Annotated in this window: 16 protein-coding genes; 10 read left to right on the top strand and 6 right to left on the bottom strand. The window is 68.9% G+C overall.

Annotated features, from left to right (window positions below; all coding sequences use genetic code 11):
- Nucleotides 1-46 precede the first annotated feature (46 nt).
- From AC1KAT_RS17145 to AC1KAT_RS17130, 4 genes are all read left to right on the top strand, one after another.
- Entirely contained in the window at nucleotides 47-445 is a 399-nt protein-coding gene (locus AC1KAT_RS17145) for a response regulator (RefSeq protein WP_480328162.1), read from the top strand.
- A complete protein-coding gene (locus AC1KAT_RS17140; RefSeq protein WP_480328160.1) occupies nucleotides 442-1,296 on the top strand; it encodes an SIR2 family NAD-dependent protein deacylase in 855 nt (284 codons plus the stop codon). Before AC1KAT_RS17145 ends, AC1KAT_RS17140 begins: the two co-directional genes overlap by 4 nt.
- Nucleotides 1,297-1,434: 138 nt before the next feature.
- The gene (locus AC1KAT_RS17135; protein WP_480328158.1) at nucleotides 1,435-1,902 is read left to right on the top strand and encodes a cyclic nucleotide-binding domain-containing protein; all 468 of its coding nucleotides are present in this window, start codon (nucleotides 1,435-1,437) and stop codon (nucleotides 1,900-1,902) included.
- Nucleotides 1,903-2,131: 229 nt separating this feature from the next.
- Nucleotides 2,132-3,679 carry an alpha/beta hydrolase gene (locus AC1KAT_RS17130; protein ID WP_480328156.1) on the top strand — a complete coding sequence of 516 codons (1,548 nt, stop codon included), beginning with the start codon at nucleotides 2,132-2,134 and terminating at the stop codon, nucleotides 3,677-3,679.
- A 34-nt stretch (nucleotides 3,680-3,713) separates the two neighbouring features.
- Here AC1KAT_RS17130 and AC1KAT_RS17125 read toward each other — a convergent pair whose 3' ends face one another.
- Entirely contained in the window at nucleotides 3,714-5,714 is a 2,001-nt protein-coding gene (locus AC1KAT_RS17125; RefSeq protein WP_480328154.1) for a monovalent cation:proton antiporter family protein, read from the bottom strand.
- Between the two features lie 65 nt (nucleotides 5,715-5,779).
- Here AC1KAT_RS17125 and AC1KAT_RS17120 point away from each other — a divergent pair, with 65 nt between their 5' ends.
- From AC1KAT_RS17120 to AC1KAT_RS17105, 4 genes are read left to right on the top strand one after another with little or no spacing between them, the layout of a single operon-like run.
- The gene (locus AC1KAT_RS17120; RefSeq protein ID WP_480328152.1) at nucleotides 5,780-6,769 is read left to right on the top strand and encodes a KpsF/GutQ family sugar-phosphate isomerase; all 990 of its coding nucleotides are present in this window, start codon (nucleotides 5,780-5,782) and stop codon (nucleotides 6,767-6,769) included.
- A gap of 25 nt (nucleotides 6,770-6,794) precedes the next feature.
- On the top strand, nucleotides 6,795-7,367 hold the full coding sequence (locus AC1KAT_RS17115) for a KdsC family phosphatase (protein WP_480328150.1): 573 nt from the start codon (nucleotides 6,795-6,797) through the stop codon (nucleotides 7,365-7,367).
- 10 nt (nucleotides 7,368-7,377) lie between these two features.
- Entirely contained in the window at nucleotides 7,378-8,040 is a 663-nt protein-coding gene (gene lptC, locus AC1KAT_RS17110; RefSeq protein WP_480328148.1) for an LPS export ABC transporter periplasmic protein LptC, read from the top strand.
- Nucleotides 8,037-8,828, top strand: coding sequence for an SDR family oxidoreductase (locus AC1KAT_RS17105; protein ID WP_480328146.1), 792 nt, complete (start codon nucleotides 8,037-8,039; stop codon nucleotides 8,826-8,828). The genes lptC and AC1KAT_RS17105 overlap by 4 nt, the downstream gene beginning before the upstream one ends.
- Nucleotides 8,829-8,957: 129 nt before the next feature.
- Here AC1KAT_RS17105 and AC1KAT_RS17100 read toward each other — a convergent pair whose 3' ends face one another.
- The gene (locus tag AC1KAT_RS17100) at nucleotides 8,958-9,452 is read right to left on the bottom strand and encodes an RNA recognition motif domain-containing protein (RefSeq protein WP_480328144.1); all 495 of its coding nucleotides are present in this window, start codon (nucleotides 9,450-9,452) and stop codon (nucleotides 8,958-8,960) included.
- A gap of 291 nt (nucleotides 9,453-9,743) precedes the next feature.
- Between AC1KAT_RS17100 and AC1KAT_RS17095 the strand changes: the two genes are divergently transcribed.
- Both AC1KAT_RS17095 and AC1KAT_RS17090 read left to right on the top strand, forming a co-directional pair.
- Nucleotides 9,744-10,382 (top strand): MarC family protein, encoded by a 639-nt coding sequence (locus AC1KAT_RS17095; protein ID WP_480328141.1) that lies wholly within the window; start codon nucleotides 9,744-9,746, stop codon nucleotides 10,380-10,382.
- 688 nt (nucleotides 10,383-11,070) lie between these two features.
- A complete protein-coding gene (locus tag AC1KAT_RS17090) occupies nucleotides 11,071-11,844 on the top strand; it encodes a sulfite exporter TauE/SafE family protein (RefSeq protein ID WP_480328523.1) in 774 nt (257 codons plus the stop codon).
- Nucleotides 11,845-11,853: 9 nt separating this feature from the next.
- Here AC1KAT_RS17090 and AC1KAT_RS17085 read toward each other — a convergent pair whose 3' ends face one another.
- From AC1KAT_RS17085 to thiL, 4 genes are all read right to left on the bottom strand, one after another.
- The gene (locus tag AC1KAT_RS17085; RefSeq protein WP_480328522.1) at nucleotides 11,854-12,471 is read right to left on the bottom strand and encodes a TetR/AcrR family transcriptional regulator; all 618 of its coding nucleotides are present in this window, start codon (nucleotides 12,469-12,471) and stop codon (nucleotides 11,854-11,856) included.
- Between the two features lie 223 nt (nucleotides 12,472-12,694).
- Nucleotides 12,695-13,183: a CinA family protein gene (locus AC1KAT_RS17080; protein WP_480328139.1), complete on the bottom strand. Its 489-nt coding sequence runs from the start codon at nucleotides 13,181-13,183 to the stop codon at nucleotides 12,695-12,697.
- A gap of 10 nt (nucleotides 13,184-13,193) precedes the next feature.
- Nucleotides 13,194-13,760, bottom strand: a complete 567-nt coding sequence (locus AC1KAT_RS17075; RefSeq protein WP_480328137.1) for a phosphatidylglycerophosphatase A family protein — start codon at nucleotides 13,758-13,760, stop codon at nucleotides 13,194-13,196.
- Nucleotides 13,757-14,710, bottom strand: coding sequence for a thiamine-phosphate kinase (thiL, locus tag AC1KAT_RS17070; protein ID WP_480328135.1), 954 nt, complete (start codon nucleotides 14,708-14,710; stop codon nucleotides 13,757-13,759). The genes AC1KAT_RS17075 and thiL overlap by 4 nt, the downstream gene beginning before the upstream one ends.
- Nucleotides 14,711-14,731: the final 21 nt, after the last annotated feature.

Genomic DNA, 14,731 nt, shown 5'->3' with positions numbered 1-14,731 from the left:
CGGCCCGCGCACAAAATCGCCGGGTCTCTGAAGAGGGAGGATTTTCGTGACGGCTTCGAACACGTCGCTTCCTGTGTCGGTGCTTGTCGCCGACGACAACACCGACACCGCCGAGTCGATGGCGCAACTGCTGTCGATGGAGGGCTACGCCGTGCACACCGCCTACGACGGCGCGCAGGCGCTTTTCGTCGCCAACAGCGTGCGGCCGCAAGTGGCGCTGCTGGACATCGGCATGCCCGAGTTGACCGGCTATGGCGTCGCGGCGGCCCTGCGCCAACAGCCCTGGGGCGAAGACATGCTGCTGGTGGCCGTGACCGGCTACGGGCACGACCGCGACCGCTGGCTGTCGGACCAGGCGGGCTTCGACTACCACTTCACCAAGCCGGTCGAACCGGTCGCCCTGTTCGAGCTGATCGAGCGTTGGTGCGCGACGAAACTGGCATGAGCCGCGCGCCGGTCAGTCCGGGCGACTTGGGTGAGCGCTTGGCGCGCGCGGCCGCGGCCCTTGCCCGCGCCGACGGTTTGCTGGTCACGGCCGGAGCTGGCATGGGCGTCGATTCGGGCCTGCCCGACTTCCGCGGCAACGAGGGCTTCTGGAACGCCTACCCGGCGCTGGGCCGGGCCCGCATGAACTTCTACCAGGTGGCTTCGCCGGACACCTTCTTGGCCGACCCGCGCCTGGCCTGGGGCTTTTACGGCCACCGGCTGGCGATGTACCGCGCGACCGTGCCGCATGCCGGCTTCGCTGTGCTCAAGCGCTGGGCCGAGGCGATGCCGCACGGCGCCTTCGTGTTCACGAGCAACGTGGACGGCCAGTTCCAGCGGGCCGGTTTTGCCGAGGACCGCCTCCACGAATGCCACGGCAGCTTGCACCACCTGCAGTGCCTGCGGAGGTGCCGGCATGAGATCTGGCCGGCTGACGACCTGCAGCCCGACATCGACGCCGAGGCCTGCCAGTGGCGCGGCGACCTGCCGACCTGCCGGCACTGTGGGCGGCTGGCGCGCCCCAACGTGCTGATGTTCGGTGATGGGGATTGGGTCGCGTCACGCGCGAACGAACAGGAAGCGCGCCTGCACGCGTGGTTGCAGAGCGTGCAGCGGCCCGCCATCGTCGAGCTGGGGGCGGGCACGCAGGTGCCCACCGTGCGGCACTTCAGCGAACGCTGCGCGCGCCTGTTAGATGTGCCGCTGCTGCGCATCAACCTGCGCGAGCCGCAGGTGCCCCGAGAGGCCGACGTGGGCGTGGCGCTCGGGGCGAGCGAGGGGCTGGCACGCATCGACGCCGCCTGTCGCTGACCAGCGGGCGCCGGGGCGGGACGAATGGCCCGCCGCGCCGGCCTCGGCGGTTGTGAGCCACGCCGGGGCTGCCCATAATGCGCGGACATTTTTCACGCCCGCGCGAGGCTGCATCGCCGGGCCTCGCGAAAGCTGCTGATGGATCTCACCGAACTCGTCCAGGCCATCCAATCGCTGAATGCGGAAGACGCGTTTCGCTCGCGGCTCAACCTCGAACAGTGGCGCACGATCGGACCCTACCTGACACGCCACGACATTCGCGCGGGCGACATGCTCATCAAGCAGGGCGAGGCCGACCGCACGATGTACTTCCTGGGCCAGGGGTCGCTGCAGGTCTTCATGGTGGGCGGGCCCCCGGGCAGCAACCGCATCGCCATCCTGCGGCCGGGTTCGGTGGTCGGCGAGCCCGGCATCTTCAGCGACGCACCGCGCATGGCCAACGTCGAAGCCATGACGCCGTGTGTGGTGTGGGCCCTGCGCGGCCCTCGACTCGAAGAGCTGGCGCAGCGTTCGCCAGCGCTGGCGCTCGAACTGGTGCGTGCTGCCGGCGCCGTGATGGCGGTGCGCATGCGCGCCAACATGACCAAGCAGACGCCGCTGAGCTGATCGGCACGTCCGCGCCTTCCTGCCACAGGCCACCTTCGGGTGGCCTTGTTGTTGGTGCGTGCCGTGTCGAACCTTGTCGCCGGTGTGACGCCGCCAAACGGGAAAGTACCCGCGACGCGACGGGCCCTGCTGGCTAGTCTGGCGCGTGTGCAGGCGGGCTTGCTTGCACGCGCGCACGGTGGCCTCGAAGCCGCCGGCGCCACTCACCCAGCCCTCAGCAGGAGAAGACATGACTTTCCCGATTCGCCTCAGCGCCCTGGCGCTGGCCGCTGCATTGGCCGCCTGTGGCGGTGGCAGTGACGAGGTCGCACCGCAGCCCACCCCCGAAGAAACGCGCGCCCACGACAGCCGCAGCTTCGAGGTGATCGCGTGGGACGCGACCAACCCGGCCTCGGTGCCGCCCAACCGGCCCTACTACGCCGACTACGAAGCCGTCGGCGGCGCGGCCAGCTTCACGGCCCTGAGCGGCAACGCGGCCGACGGCACGACACCGCTGTCCACCACCAGCCGCTGGGCCGGTGTGCTGAACGGCGCCTCGTACCGCATCGAGGTGCCGCAGAACTGGAACGGCCGGCTGGTGATGTACGCGCATGGCTTCCGGGGCAACGTGCCGGGGCTCACCGTCGGCGACCCATCCATCCGCCGGCACCTGGTGGCCAACGGCTACGCCTGGGCCGCGTCGAGCTACAGCAAGAACTACTACGACGTGCGCGCCGGTGTCGAAGACACCAACGCGCTGGCGCTCGCCTTCAACACCATCGCCGCAGCGCGCGGGCGCTCGCTGCCGGCCCCCACGGCCAGCTACATCATCGGCCACTCGATGGGCGGTCACGTGGCCGCAGCGGCCGTCGAAGACGAAACCCTGCAGACCGCGCGCCACCGCGTCCGCTACAACGGCGCGGTGCCGATGTGCGGCGTGACCGGTGACAGCGAGCTGTTCGACTACTTCGCGGCCTACCAGCTGGTGGCGCAGGCGCTGGCGGGTTACCCGGCCGCGCGCTTTCCCACCGGCGACTGGGCGGCCATCTCGACGGACGTGCGCAACACGCTGTTCGCCAGCACCACCTCGTTCGCCTCGCCGACGGCGCAGGGTCAGCGCATGCGCAGCGTCGTGATGAACCTCACCGGCGGTCCGCGGCCGATCTTCGCGCAGGGCTTCGTGCACCCGGCGCACAGCCTGATCTGGGCCAACAGCCTGGGCGGCGACGGCACCATCAACGGCGTGCTCAACAAGCAGGGCACCGACACGAACCGCTTCACCTTCCGCTTCGACGGGGCGACCGACGCGCAGATCGCGGCGTTCAACGCGGGCATCCTGCGGGCCACGGCCGAGCCGAACGCGAACCGGCTGCGCACCGACGGGCTGCGCTGGATCCCGCGCGTGAACGGGCGCTTCAACGTGCCGGTGGTGACCCTGCACACGCTGGGCGACATGTTCGTGCCATTCCACATGGAGCAGATCTACCGCCAGCGCGCCGAAGCCAACGGCAGCGGCGCGTGGCTGGTGCAGCGGGCGATCCGTGCCCCGGGGCACTGCGACTTCTCGGTGACCGAGCAGGTGGTCGCGTTCAACGACATGATCAACTGGGCCGAGAACGGCAGCGCGACCAACCCGGCCCTGCAGCGCCCCGCGGGCGATGACGTGCTGACCCCGGCGACGCTTGCCAACGCGAACTACGGCTGCACGTTCACCGTCAACACGCCGGTGGACGGCGAGCCGACGGGGGTGGGCTCCAACATCGCCGTTCGGGCGACGCTGCCGGCTTGCACGCCCTGAGCGACGCGTGAGCGGCTGCGCTGCGGGCGAGGGCTCAGCCCTTGCCCAGCAGCTTGGCCTCGGCCAGCGCCAGCGGCTCGGGCAGGCCCGACAGCACCAGCGTGTCGCCGGCCGCGAGTGTGAGCTCGTCGCTGGGCTTGGCGACGGTGCCGCTGTCGCGGCGCACCGAGACCACGCTCACGCCCATCGCGTGAAAGGCGAAGTCGGCCAGCTGCTGGCCCAGCGTGCCGGCGCCGGGCGGCAGGCTCACGCTGAGCAGGCGCTCGGTCTGCAGGTCGTCGAGGGTGCGGTCGTCGGCGCCGTGAAAGTAGCCGCGCAAGAGGCCGTAGCGCGCGTCGCGCTGCTCCTGTACGAGGCGGATCACGCGCCGCATCGGCACGCCCACCAGCGCGAGCGCGTGGCTGGCCAGCATCAACGAGCCTTCGATGGCCTCGGGCACGACCTCGGTGGCCCCGGCGGCGCGCAGCTTTTCCAGGTCGCCGTCGTCGATGGTGCGCACGATGACCGGCACCTTGGGCGCGTGCTCTTGCACCAGGTGCAGGATCTTCAGCGCCGAGGGCGTGTCGTGGTAGCTCACGACCACCGCGCTGGCGCGCGCGAGGCCGGCGGCCATCAGGCTTTGCAGCCGGGCGGCGTCGCCGAAGACCACGCTCTGCCCGGCCGCCGCAGCCTGGCGCACGCGGTCGGGGTCGAGATCGAGCGCCATGTACGGGATGTGCTCGCGGTCGAGCAGGCGCGCGAGGTTCTGCCCGCTGCGGCCGTAGCCGGCGATGATGATGTGCGCCTCGGTGTTGATCGCCCGCTTGGCGATGCTGGTCATGGCCACCGACTGCATCAGCCAGTCGCTCGCGCTCAGGCGCATCACGATGCGGTCGCTGTAGGTGATGAGCAGCGGCGTGGCCAGCATGCTCAGCACCATGCTGGCGAGCACCGGGCTGAGCCAGCGCGGGTCGATCAGGTCGTGCGACGCGCCCAGCGTCAGCAGCACGAAGCCGAATTCGCCCGCTTGCGCGAGGTACAGCCCGGTGCGCAGCGCCACGCCGGGCGCCGAGCCGAACAGCCGCGCCAGCCCCGCGACCAGCACGAACTTGGCGATCACCGGCAGGCAGGTCAGCAGCAGCACCAGCAGCCACTGGTCGATCACCGGCCGCCAGTCGAGCTTCATGCCGATGGTGATGAAAAACAGCCCGAGTAGCACGTCGTGGAACGGGCGGATGTCGGTTTCCACCTGGTGCTTGTATTCGGTCTCGGCGACCAGCATGCCGGCCACGAAAGCACCGAGCGCGAGCGACAGACCCGCGTGTTCGGTCAGATAGGCCAGGCCCAGCGTGATGAGCAAGAGGTTCAGGATGAACAGCTCTTCGCTCTTGCGCCGCGCCACCAGCGTGAGCCACCAGCGCATCACCTTCTGGCCGCCGACCAGCAGCAGCGTGAGCAGCGCGATGGCCTTCAGCGCCGCCCAGCTGAGCGAGGCGGCCATGTCGGCGCCGCTCGAATTCAGCGCCGGGATGATCACCAGCAGCGGCACCACAGCCAAGTCTTGGAAGAGCAGGGCGCCGATGACGCGCCGGCCGTGCTCGCTTTCGAGTTCGAGCCGGTCGGCCATCATCTTCACGACGATGGCGGTGGACGACATCGCCATCGCCCCGCCCAGCACCACCGAGCCGCGCCACGACAGCTCCCAGGGCGTGGCGGTGAACGAAAACAACCAGGTCAGCAGCGCATGCCCGGCCATCGTGCCGGTGATGGTCAGAAAGACCTGCGCGAGCCCCAGCCCGAACACCAGCTTGCGCATGCTGCGCAGCTTGGGCAGGTTGAATTCGAGCCCGATCACGAACATCAGGAAGACCACGCCGAACTCGGCGAGGTACAGCACGCCGGCCGAGTCCTTGGCCAGCGCCAGCGCGTTGGGGCCGATCAGCACGCCCACGGCCAGGTAGCCCAGCATCGCCGGCAGCTTGACCAGCCGGCACAACACCACCGCGGCCACCGCAGCGATCAGGTACAGCAGGACGAGTTCGAGGGTGGACGCCATGCGCAGAGGGGCAAGCACCCCATGCCTACAATCGATCGATCGTAAACGACCGCCTTGCAAACGCTGTGTCTGCCCCCCTGCCATTCGATGCTGAGCGTGCGCTGCGCCTCGCGCATGAGACCTTCGACATCGAAGCCCGCGCACTGCAGGGCCTGAAGGCGCGCCAGGGTGAGGCCTTCACGCAGGCGGTGCAAGCCATGCTGGCCTGCACCGGCCGCGTGGTCGTGATGGGCATGGGCAAGAGCGGCCACGTCGGCCGCAAGATCGCCGCCACGCTGGCCTCGACCGGCACGCCGGCGATGTTCGTGCACCCGGCCGAAGCCAGCCACGGTGACCTCGGCATGGTGACGCCGGGCGATGTGGTGCTCGCCATCAGCAACTCGGGCGAGAGTGACGAACTGGCCGCCATCCTGCCCGCGCTCAAGCGCTTGCACATCACGCTGGTGGCGATGACCGGCCGGCGTGAATCGACCCTCGCCGGCCACGCCGACATCGCGCTCGACAGCGGCGTCGATGAAGAAGCCTGCCCGCTCAACCTCGCGCCCACTGCCAGCACCACCGCGCAAATGGCGCTCGGCGACGCGCTCGCCGTCGCCTTGCTCGACGCGCGTGGCTTTCGTGAAGAAGACTTCGCGCGCTCGCACCCGGGCGGCTCGCTCGGCCGCAAGCTGCTGACGCATGTGCGCGACGTGATGCGCCACGGCGACGCGCTGCCATTGGTGAAGGCCGATGCCGGCTTCATCGAACTGATGCGCGAGATGAGCGCCAAGGCGCTCGGCGCAGCCATCGTGGTGGACGACGCGCAGCGCGTGCTGGGCATCTTCACCGACGGTGACCTGCGCCGCTGCGTCGAACGCGGGCAAGACCTGCGCGGCCTCGTCGCACGGGACGTGATGCACGCGAAGCCGAAGACCGTGCGGCCCGAAGCGCTGGCCGTCGAAGCCGCCGACCTGATGGAGCAGGCGCGCATCACCCTCGTGCTCGTGGCCGATGCGCAAGGCCAACTGGTCGGCGCGGTCAACTCCAACGACCTGATGCGCGCGAAGGTCATCTGATGGTCGTCACCTGACCCCCGGCCCCATGCGAGAGATTCGTCCCGTCCTGTCGTACCCGCCCGAACTGCTGCTGCAGGCGCAGGGCATTCGCGCGGCCATCTTCGACGTCGATGGCGTGCTGACCGATGGCCGCATCTACATCAGCGAACGCGGCGAAGAGTTCAAGGCTTTCGCCACGCTCGACGGCCACGGCCTCAAGCTGCTCGCGCAAGGCGGCATCGCGCCCATCGTCATCACCGGGCGCGACTCGCCGGCCGTGCGCCGCCGCGTGGCCGACCTCGGCATCGTGCATGCGGTCTATGGCGCGCACGACAAGCTCGCTGCCGCGCAAGCCCTGATGGCCGAGCTGCAGCTTGAGTGGCCGCGGCTCGCCGCCATCGGCGACGACTGGCCCGACCTGCCGCTGATGACGCGCGCCGCCTTCGCCTGCGCACCGGCCAACGCGCACATCGAGGTGAAAGCCGTGGCGCATCACGTCACCGCGGCTCCGGGCGGCCACGGTGCCGCACGCGAGCTGTGCGACCTGCTGCTCATGGCCGCCGGGCGCTACGCGGCGCTGCTGCACGGCCACCTGACCACCCTCGACGGCACACGCTGAGGGCCTGCGCTTGGAGCTGAACCTCTCGCCGCTCGACCCGCCCTTGCCGGTGGCCGGCGACACCCCGACCCCGCCCCGGCACCGCCGCAGCCTGGCGAGCGTGCTCAGCGCCTACCTGCCGCTGCTGCTGATGGCCCTGCTGGCCCTGGGCACCTGGTGGCTGGCGAAGAACACGCCGGTCCCGGGGGACGAGTTGCGCGATGCGCCTTTGCGCCACGAGCCCGACTACGAGATGCGCCGCTTCTCGGTCGAGCGCTTCACGCCCGAAGGACGGCTGCGCGCGCAGATCGAAGGCGAGGCGCTGCGCCATTACCCCGACACCGACACGCTCGAGATCGACAACGTGCGGCTGCGAGCCATCGGCCCCGACGGCGCCGTCACCGTCGCCACTGCGCGCCGCGCCGTTGCCAATGGCGACGCCACCGAGGTGCAACTGGTCGGCGGTGCCGAGGTCGTGCGCGAGGCCTCGAAAGACGGGGAAGCGCTGCGATTCACGGGCGAATTCCTGCATGCTTTCCTCGACACCGAGCGCATCCGCTCGCACCTGCCGGTGACGATCGAGCGTGGCGGCGTCACCGTGCGCGCCGACACCATGGACTACACCCACCTCGACCGCGTGCTGCGCTTCGGCGGTCGCATGCAAACCGTCTTCAGCCCAAGGGATCCGCGATGAGCGCCTCTGCGAACCGCGCGCCGCTAGCGTTCATCACCGGCGCGTCCAGTGGCCTCGGCCAGGCGCTCGCCGCGCGCTTCTACCGCGCCGGCTACCGCCTCGCGCTGGTGGCGCGTCGCACGCACGACGTGCAGGCCTGGGTCGGCGCACAAGGCATGGATGCGGCGCGCGTGGCCGTCTATGCCGCCGACGTGCGCGACATCGCTGCCATCACCGGCGTCGGCCGCGCGTGCATCGCCGCACAAGGGCTGCCCGACGTGGTGATCGCCAACGCCGGCATCAGCGTGGGCATCGACACCGCGGTGTATGACGACCTCGAAGTGATGCGCGCGATCTACGAGACCAACAACCTCGGCATGACGGCGACCTTCCAGCCCTTCGTGGCTTCGATGCGTGAGCGCCGCAGCGGCCGCTTCGTGGGCATCGCCAGCGTGGCCGGCATTCGCGGCCTGCCGGGCCACGGGGCCTACTGTTCGAGCAAGGCCGGCGTCATCAGCTACTGCGAGAGCCTGCGCGGCGAGTTGCGCGAGTTCGGCGTGAAGGTCGTGACCGTGGTGCCCGGCTACATCGACACGCCGCTCACACGCGACAACCCGTACAGCATGCCGTTCCTGATGCAGCCCGACGACTTCGCGGACCGGGCCTTCCGGGCCATCGAAGCAGGTGACAGCTACCGCGTGATCCCGTGGCAAATGGGCTGGGTCGCACGCGTGATGCGCTTGCTGCCCGATGGGTTGCTCGATCGCCTCACGGCAGGGCGCCCGCGCAAGCACCGCCAGGGCGAGTGAACCGAAGGCGCGTCAGGAGGCGCGCATCACCGAGCACTGCGGGCCTGATCGCCAGGCCATGAAAAAAGGCGGTGGGCGCTTTCGCACCCACCGCCTTTTGAGATTCAGTCTGCTTGAGACAGGCTGGGATCAGTAGCCGCCACGGCCACCGCCGCCGCCGCCGTAACCACCGCCACCGCCGGAGCGGCCACCGCCGCCACCGCCGTAGCCGCCGCCACCCGAACGGCCACCGCCGCCGCCGCCGTAGCCGCCGCCACCGCCGTAGCCGCCGCCACCCGAACGGCCACCACCACCGCCGCCGCCGTAACCACCACCGCCGCCACCACCACCGTAGCTACCGCCACCACCGCCGGAGCGGAAGCCGCCCGGGCGCTCTTCGCGCGGACGGGCTTCGTTCACGACGAGGGCGCGGCCGTCGAGGGCTTGGCCGTTCATGCCATTGATGGCGGATTGCGCTTCTGCGTCGGTCCCCATCTCCACAAAGCCGAAGCCCTTGGAGCGGCCGGTGTCACGGTCCATCATGACCTTGGCCGAAGAGACGTTGCCGAATTGAGCGAACGCTTGCTGCAGATCGTCGTCGCGGATGCTGTAGGACAGGTTGCCTACGTAAAGTTTATTGCCCATGAAGAGAGCGCCTTTCTTTCCTAAATGTCACAGAGAACCATGTGGAGCTTCTACCCATCCTGAACCATTCAAGCGAAGGCGCTGCTTCCAGACACAGAATTTCATTATCGAGTAAGTACGCGAGCAGGTGCAAATTGTGGAAACCCCTGCGCAAGGACGGGCTTGAAGCACAGTTTCCGAAGCCCTGCCAGAAAGCAGAGCGACGTGGGCTGCGCCCGATGTTTTACCTTGTGTTGTGCGGCTTGCCGAGGTTTTTCAACAATTGCTCACATGGCCTGTTGGGGAAAGTGAATGGACATCTACAAACCCTTGATCGCCCTCTTGGCCATTGTCAATCCCATAGGCGCAATACCTTTTTTCATTCACTTCACCCAGGGTTTCACGGCTCAGCAGCGCCAACGCACGATTCGGGTCAGCGCTTTCAGCGCCTTCATGGTGATCGCCGTCAGCGCGATGGCCGGGCTGCGGATCATCGAGTTCTTCGGCATCTCGCTCGCCTCGTTCCAGGTCGGCGGCGGCTTGCTGCTGCTGATCTCGTCGCTGCAGATGCTCAATGCCCAGCCGGCCGAAACCCGGGCCGATGACCTCAGCGAGGGTGAACACAAGGTCGATGCCGGCGACAGCATTGCCATCGTGCCGCTGACCATCCCTCTGCTCACCGGCCCCGCCACGATCTCGACGATGGTGATCTACGCCGAGAAGACGCGGCACTGGTGGGAGCAGGCCGTGCTGGTCGGCTACGGCGTGGTGATCGGGCTGTCGGTCTGGCTGGCGTTTCGCCTGTCCGGGCGCATTGCGAAGGTGCTGGGGCGCACGGGCATCAACGTGATGACGCGGCTGATGGGCTTGATCCTCGCGGCGCTCGCCATCGAAGTGATGTCCGATGGCTTGCTGAAGCTCTTCCCGGTGCTGGCTTCGTCGCTGCGCTGAAGGGTGGTCGAGGCGGCGAACGGGTGTGCAATCGCCCCTTGCGCAGCCGGGCCCGTGCGCGGTGTTCGCTGCTCGGCGCAGCGCGACCCCCCCGCTGGGCGACAACCCGCGCCGGCCTTGGGTCTGCACCGAATTGGCGAGGCCTGAGGGCTGGTTCACCGCACTGCCTCGTTTCTGACGCACCCGGGTGTGCACGGGAGTGCACCAGCTCGTACATCCACGCACATTTCTGCGACGACATCTCGTGAACCCCTTCACGAACAGAACGTTCAGACACAAGATTTGCTAACAATTTGTGACATTGCTCACGGAAGGATTGCACATGGGTTCAAAAAGGTCGGCTGGGACCGGTCTGGGTGCAGGGAAACCCCAATGTGTGCACCCGTGCACAGCCCTACAGTTCGCTCCACTCGCAGCAGACACACGAACGTGTGGCTCGCATCGGCGGGGGTTCTGAGGAGACAAAGACAACGCACCAGAGGCACCCGCCCGAGGCTGCGAATCCATGAACCGGGTGCTTCCAAGCCCACCGAGTTCACCCAAAAGACAGGGCGTCAGGCCACCACCTGGCGCCCTTCGTCATTTGTGGGCAGCGTGGACCTTCGCCCCTCTCCGGTCGATGCCGGGATGTCGCTGGCGCGAGGCGTCTTCCTCGAAGGCGGCGCCCGGCCTGTAAGCTTCCTCGATGATGCTCGACCTTGCCGCCGTCACCCTGGCTTCGTTCTTCGCGGGCTTCGTCGATGCCATCGTCGGCGGCGGCGGGTTGATCCTGGTGCCGGCCTTGTTCAGCGTCTTTCCGCAGGCGGCGCCCGCCACGCTGTTCGGCACGAACAAGGGCGCGGCGGTGTGGGGCACGGGCTGGGCCTTCATGCAATACGCGCGGCGGGTGCAGATGCCATGGCACGCCCTGCTGCCCGCGGCCGTGGCCGCCTGCGCGGGCAGCTTCGTGGGTGCCTGGGGCGCGACCTTGGCCGACGCGGCCCTGCTGCGCAAGGCCCTGCCTTTCGTGCTGCTCGCGCTGCTGCTGTACACGCTGGCCCGCAAGGACCTCGGCCGCACCCATGCGCCGATGACCTCGCGGCGCGCCGAGCAGTGGGTGGCTTCGGGCATCGGCGCGGTCGTAGGTTTCTATGACGGTTTCTTCGGGCCCGGCACCGGCAGCTTCTTTGTCTTTCTGTTCGTGCGCCTGCTGGGCTACGACTTCCTGCATGCCTCGGCCGGGGCCAAGCTGCTGAACACCGCGACCAACGTGTCGGCGTTGGTGCTGTTTGCCGCGACCGGCCACGTGTGGTGGCACGTGGCGGCGGTGATGGCGGTGGCCAATGTGCTGGGCAGCTTGCTCGGGACCCGCCTGGCGCTGAAGCACGGGGCGCGCTTCGTGCGGGTCGCGTTCTTGTGGGTGGTCTCGGCGCTGATCGTCAAGACCGGCTACGACGCCTGGGTGGCCGCGTGGCTCTCGTGAATGCCGGGGTCAATCGGCGACGTTGAAGCTGCGGTAGGTCGAGATCAATCGCAGGTAGGCGGCCAGTGCGCGCTCGTGCGTCTTCGGGTCGCGCACGAAACGCGAGTCGTGCAAGAAGCCCACCATCAAGCTGCACAGCTCGAAGACGAGCTGTTCGGGGTCGGTGTCGGGACGGAAGTGCCCTTGCTCCACCGTCTGCAGCACCGTGCGGCGCAGCACCTGGCGCCACGAAGTGACGCTCTTGAGCAGGCGGTCGCGCAGCGGGCTGTCGCCGTGGTCGAGGTCGAAGGCGGCGGCGGTGTGCAGCGCGCCGGCCATGGCGTTGTCGCCGGTGCCGCGCCCGATCCACAGCTTCATGATCATGTTCAGCCGCGGCAGGCCGCGCGGCTCTTTGAGCGCGGGCAGGAACACGTTGTTGGCGAACACGCGGTCGTACTCGGCGAGTACCAGGTACTGCAGCGCTTCGAGCGAACCGACGCGGGCGAACACGCCGCTCTTGCTGATGTCGAGCCGCTTGGCGATTTCGCCGAGCGAGATGTTCTTCAACCCTTCGACCACCGCGATGTCGAGTGCAGTCGAGACGATGGCCGCCAGCGTGTTCTCGCTCTTGACGCGCTTGGTCGCCATCGACTCCGCACGGGCGTCGGTGTGCCGCAGAAAGTGCAGGAAGCCGGGGGACAGGGCGTTTGCGTTGGGACCCGTTTGGACGCTCATGGATGCACCTCTCGTGTCGGGAAGAGCCAGGGACAAGTTCGACGATTCTTGTCGGCACAAAGTTGCACGCCCGTACGTACTTCTACGTGACGTGCATGTCGCCAACGCGACGTGTGAACGCGGCTCAGCGGCCCGATCAATGGCCTGTTTGCGCGCGCTGCAAGAGGGCATGCAACGCCTGCACGACGGTGGCCTCGCGCACCTCGCGGCGGTCGCCCGGCAAGCGCAGCAGCACGGCCCGTGTCTCGCCCGATTGCAGGGCCGTGGCCAGCCACACAGTGCCCACCGGTTTGCCGGGCGAGCCCCCACCGGGGCCGGCGATGCCTGTGACGGCGACGGCCAGTTGCGCCCGTGCATGCGCCAGCGCGCCTTCGGCCATCGCCCGCGCGACCTCTTCGCTGACGGCCCCGTGCGTGGCGATCAGCTCGGCCGGCACGCCGAGCAGCTCGTGCTTGGCGTCATTGCTGTAGGTCACGAAGCCGCGCTCGAACCAATCGCTCGACCCGGCCAGCGCCGTGCAAGCTGCGGCGATCAAGCCCCCGGTGCAGGACTCGGCCGTGACCAGCCGCCAGCTGCGTTGCCGCAGCGCCTGTGCGAGAGAGGCGACCGTTGCGTCGACGTCCATGTGCGGTTCCTCAGGCCCACCAGCGCCACAGCGCGATGACGAACAGCGTGCACAAGGCCGCGACCAGGTCGTCGAAGAGGATGCCAAAGCCTTGCGCCCAGCCGGGCCGCTCGCCGCGCCGGCCCTTGAAGAAGCCGTCCGCCCAGGCCACCGGGCCGGGCTTGGCTGCATCGAAGAACCGAAACAGGCCAAACGCCACGAGCTGCGCCCACAGCCCCGCCGGCGAGATGAGCCACAGCACCAGCCAGAAGGCGAGCACCTCGTCCCACACGATGGCGCCCGGGTCGGCAACGTTCATGTGCTGGGCCGTGCGCGTGCAGGCCCACCAGCCGACCAGCAGGCCGGCGGTCAGCAGCAGCGCCCACTGCACATCGCCCAGGTGCGCTTGCATCACCGCGAACGCGAGCCATGCCCACAAGGTGCCCACGGTGCCGGGTGCCACCGGCGACAGCCCGCTGCCGAAGCCCAAGGCGAGCCAGTGCGCCGGGTGCCGCGCCATGAAGCCGATGCCCGGGCGGCGAATCGACGCCTGGATCGGAGGTGCGAGGGGCGGGGTGGACGAAGAAGGCACGGTCATGACTTGAAATGGTCGAACGATGAAAATCGCGCGGCCACCGGCGCGCCCTGTGCGTTCACGAGGCGTAGGCCGGCCTCGGCCTCGATGTACCCGATGCGCGACACGCGGGTGCCCGCCTGCTGCGCAGCCGCCTGCACCCGTGCGGCGTCGGACGCAGCGGCGGTGAAGACCAGCTCGTAGTCGTCGCCGCCGGCCAGCGTGCATTCGCGCCGAAGTTCCAAGGGCTGGGATGCGAGCCAGGTGCTGTGCGGCACCGCATCGACCTCGACGGTCGCGCCCACGCCCGAGCGCGCCAGCACATGCGACAGGTCGCCCAGCAAGCCGTCGGACACATCGATGGCGGCCGTCGCCAAGCTGCGCAATGCGAGGCCCAGCGCCACGCGCGGCTGGGGTTGCTCCATCGCGCCGCGCACGGCCTCGAAGGCCTCGCCTGTGAGCGCCACCGTGCCACGAAAGGCTTCGAGTGCCAGACGCGCATCGCCCACCGTGCCACTCACGTACACGTCGTCGCCCGGCTGTGCGCCCGAGCGCAGCAGGGCCGCGCCGGGCGGCACCTCGCCAAACACCGTGATGCAGATGTTGAGCGGCCCCTGCGTCGTGTCGCCGCCGACCAGCTCGCAACCGTGCGCGTCGGCCAAGGCAAACAGCCCGCGCGCGAAGCCGGCGAGAAAGGCCTCGTCAGCACGCGGCAGGGCCAACGCGAGCGTGAAGGCCACCGGCTGCGCGCCGCAGGCAGCGAGGTCGCTCAAGTTGACCGCCAAGGCCTTGTGGCCCAACCGCTCGGGCGCGACCGTCGAAAGAAAGTGGCGGCCTTCGACCAGCATGTCGCTCGAGACCGCCCACTGCTGCCCGGCGCGCGGCGCGATCAGCGCGCAGTCGTCGCCCACGCCGAGCGCCGCGCGCCGCGCGGGTCGGGTGAAGTGCCTGGCGATGAGGTCGAATTCGCCCATGCGTTGCGCGGCACGGCCGCA

The sequence above is a fragment of the Piscinibacter sp. PDB5-1 genome, from assembly GCF_056676035.1.
The sequence above is the reverse complement of the archived record's forward strand: the minus strand, read 5'-3'. Positions and strand labels throughout refer to the sequence as shown.

Bases quoted from the DNA above. Each gene is read 5' to 3' on its own strand.
- AC1KAT_RS17105 (WP_480328146.1), top strand. From the start codon at position 8,037: ATGAGCGCCTCTGCGAACCGCGCGCCGCTAGCGTTCATCACCGGCGCG.
- AC1KAT_RS17140 (WP_480328160.1), top strand. From the start codon at position 442: ATGAGCCGCGCGCCGGTCAGTCCGGGCGACTTGGGTGAGCGCTTGGCG.
- AC1KAT_RS17100 (WP_480328144.1), bottom strand. From the start codon at position 9,452: ATGGGCAATAAACTTTACGTAGGCAACCTGTCCTACAGCATCCGCGAC.
- AC1KAT_RS17075 (WP_480328137.1), bottom strand. From the start codon at position 13,760: ATGACCGTGCCTTCTTCGTCCACCCCGCCCCTCGCACCTCCGATCCAG.
- AC1KAT_RS17085 (WP_480328522.1), bottom strand. From the start codon at position 12,471: ATGGCGACCAAGCGCGTCAAGAGCGAGAACACGCTGGCGGCCATCGTC.
- thiL (WP_480328135.1), bottom strand. From the start codon at position 14,710: ATGGGCGAATTCGACCTCATCGCCAGGCACTTCACCCGACCCGCGCGG.
- AC1KAT_RS17135 (WP_480328158.1), top strand. From the start codon at position 1,435: ATGGATCTCACCGAACTCGTCCAGGCCATCCAATCGCTGAATGCGGAA.
- AC1KAT_RS17125 (WP_480328154.1), bottom strand. From the start codon at position 5,714: ATGGCGTCCACCCTCGAACTCGTCCTGCTGTACCTGATCGCTGCGGTG.
- AC1KAT_RS17095 (WP_480328141.1), top strand. From the start codon at position 9,744: ATGGACATCTACAAACCCTTGATCGCCCTCTTGGCCATTGTCAATCCC.
- AC1KAT_RS17080 (WP_480328139.1), bottom strand. From the start codon at position 13,183: ATGGACGTCGACGCAACGGTCGCCTCTCTCGCACAGGCGCTGCGGCAA.
- AC1KAT_RS17115 (WP_480328150.1), top strand. From the start codon at position 6,795: ATGCGAGAGATTCGTCCCGTCCTGTCGTACCCGCCCGAACTGCTGCTG.
- AC1KAT_RS17090 (WP_480328523.1), top strand. From the start codon at position 11,071: ATGCTCGACCTTGCCGCCGTCACCCTGGCTTCGTTCTTCGCGGGCTTC.
- AC1KAT_RS17130 (WP_480328156.1), top strand. From the start codon at position 2,132: ATGACTTTCCCGATTCGCCTCAGCGCCCTGGCGCTGGCCGCTGCATTG.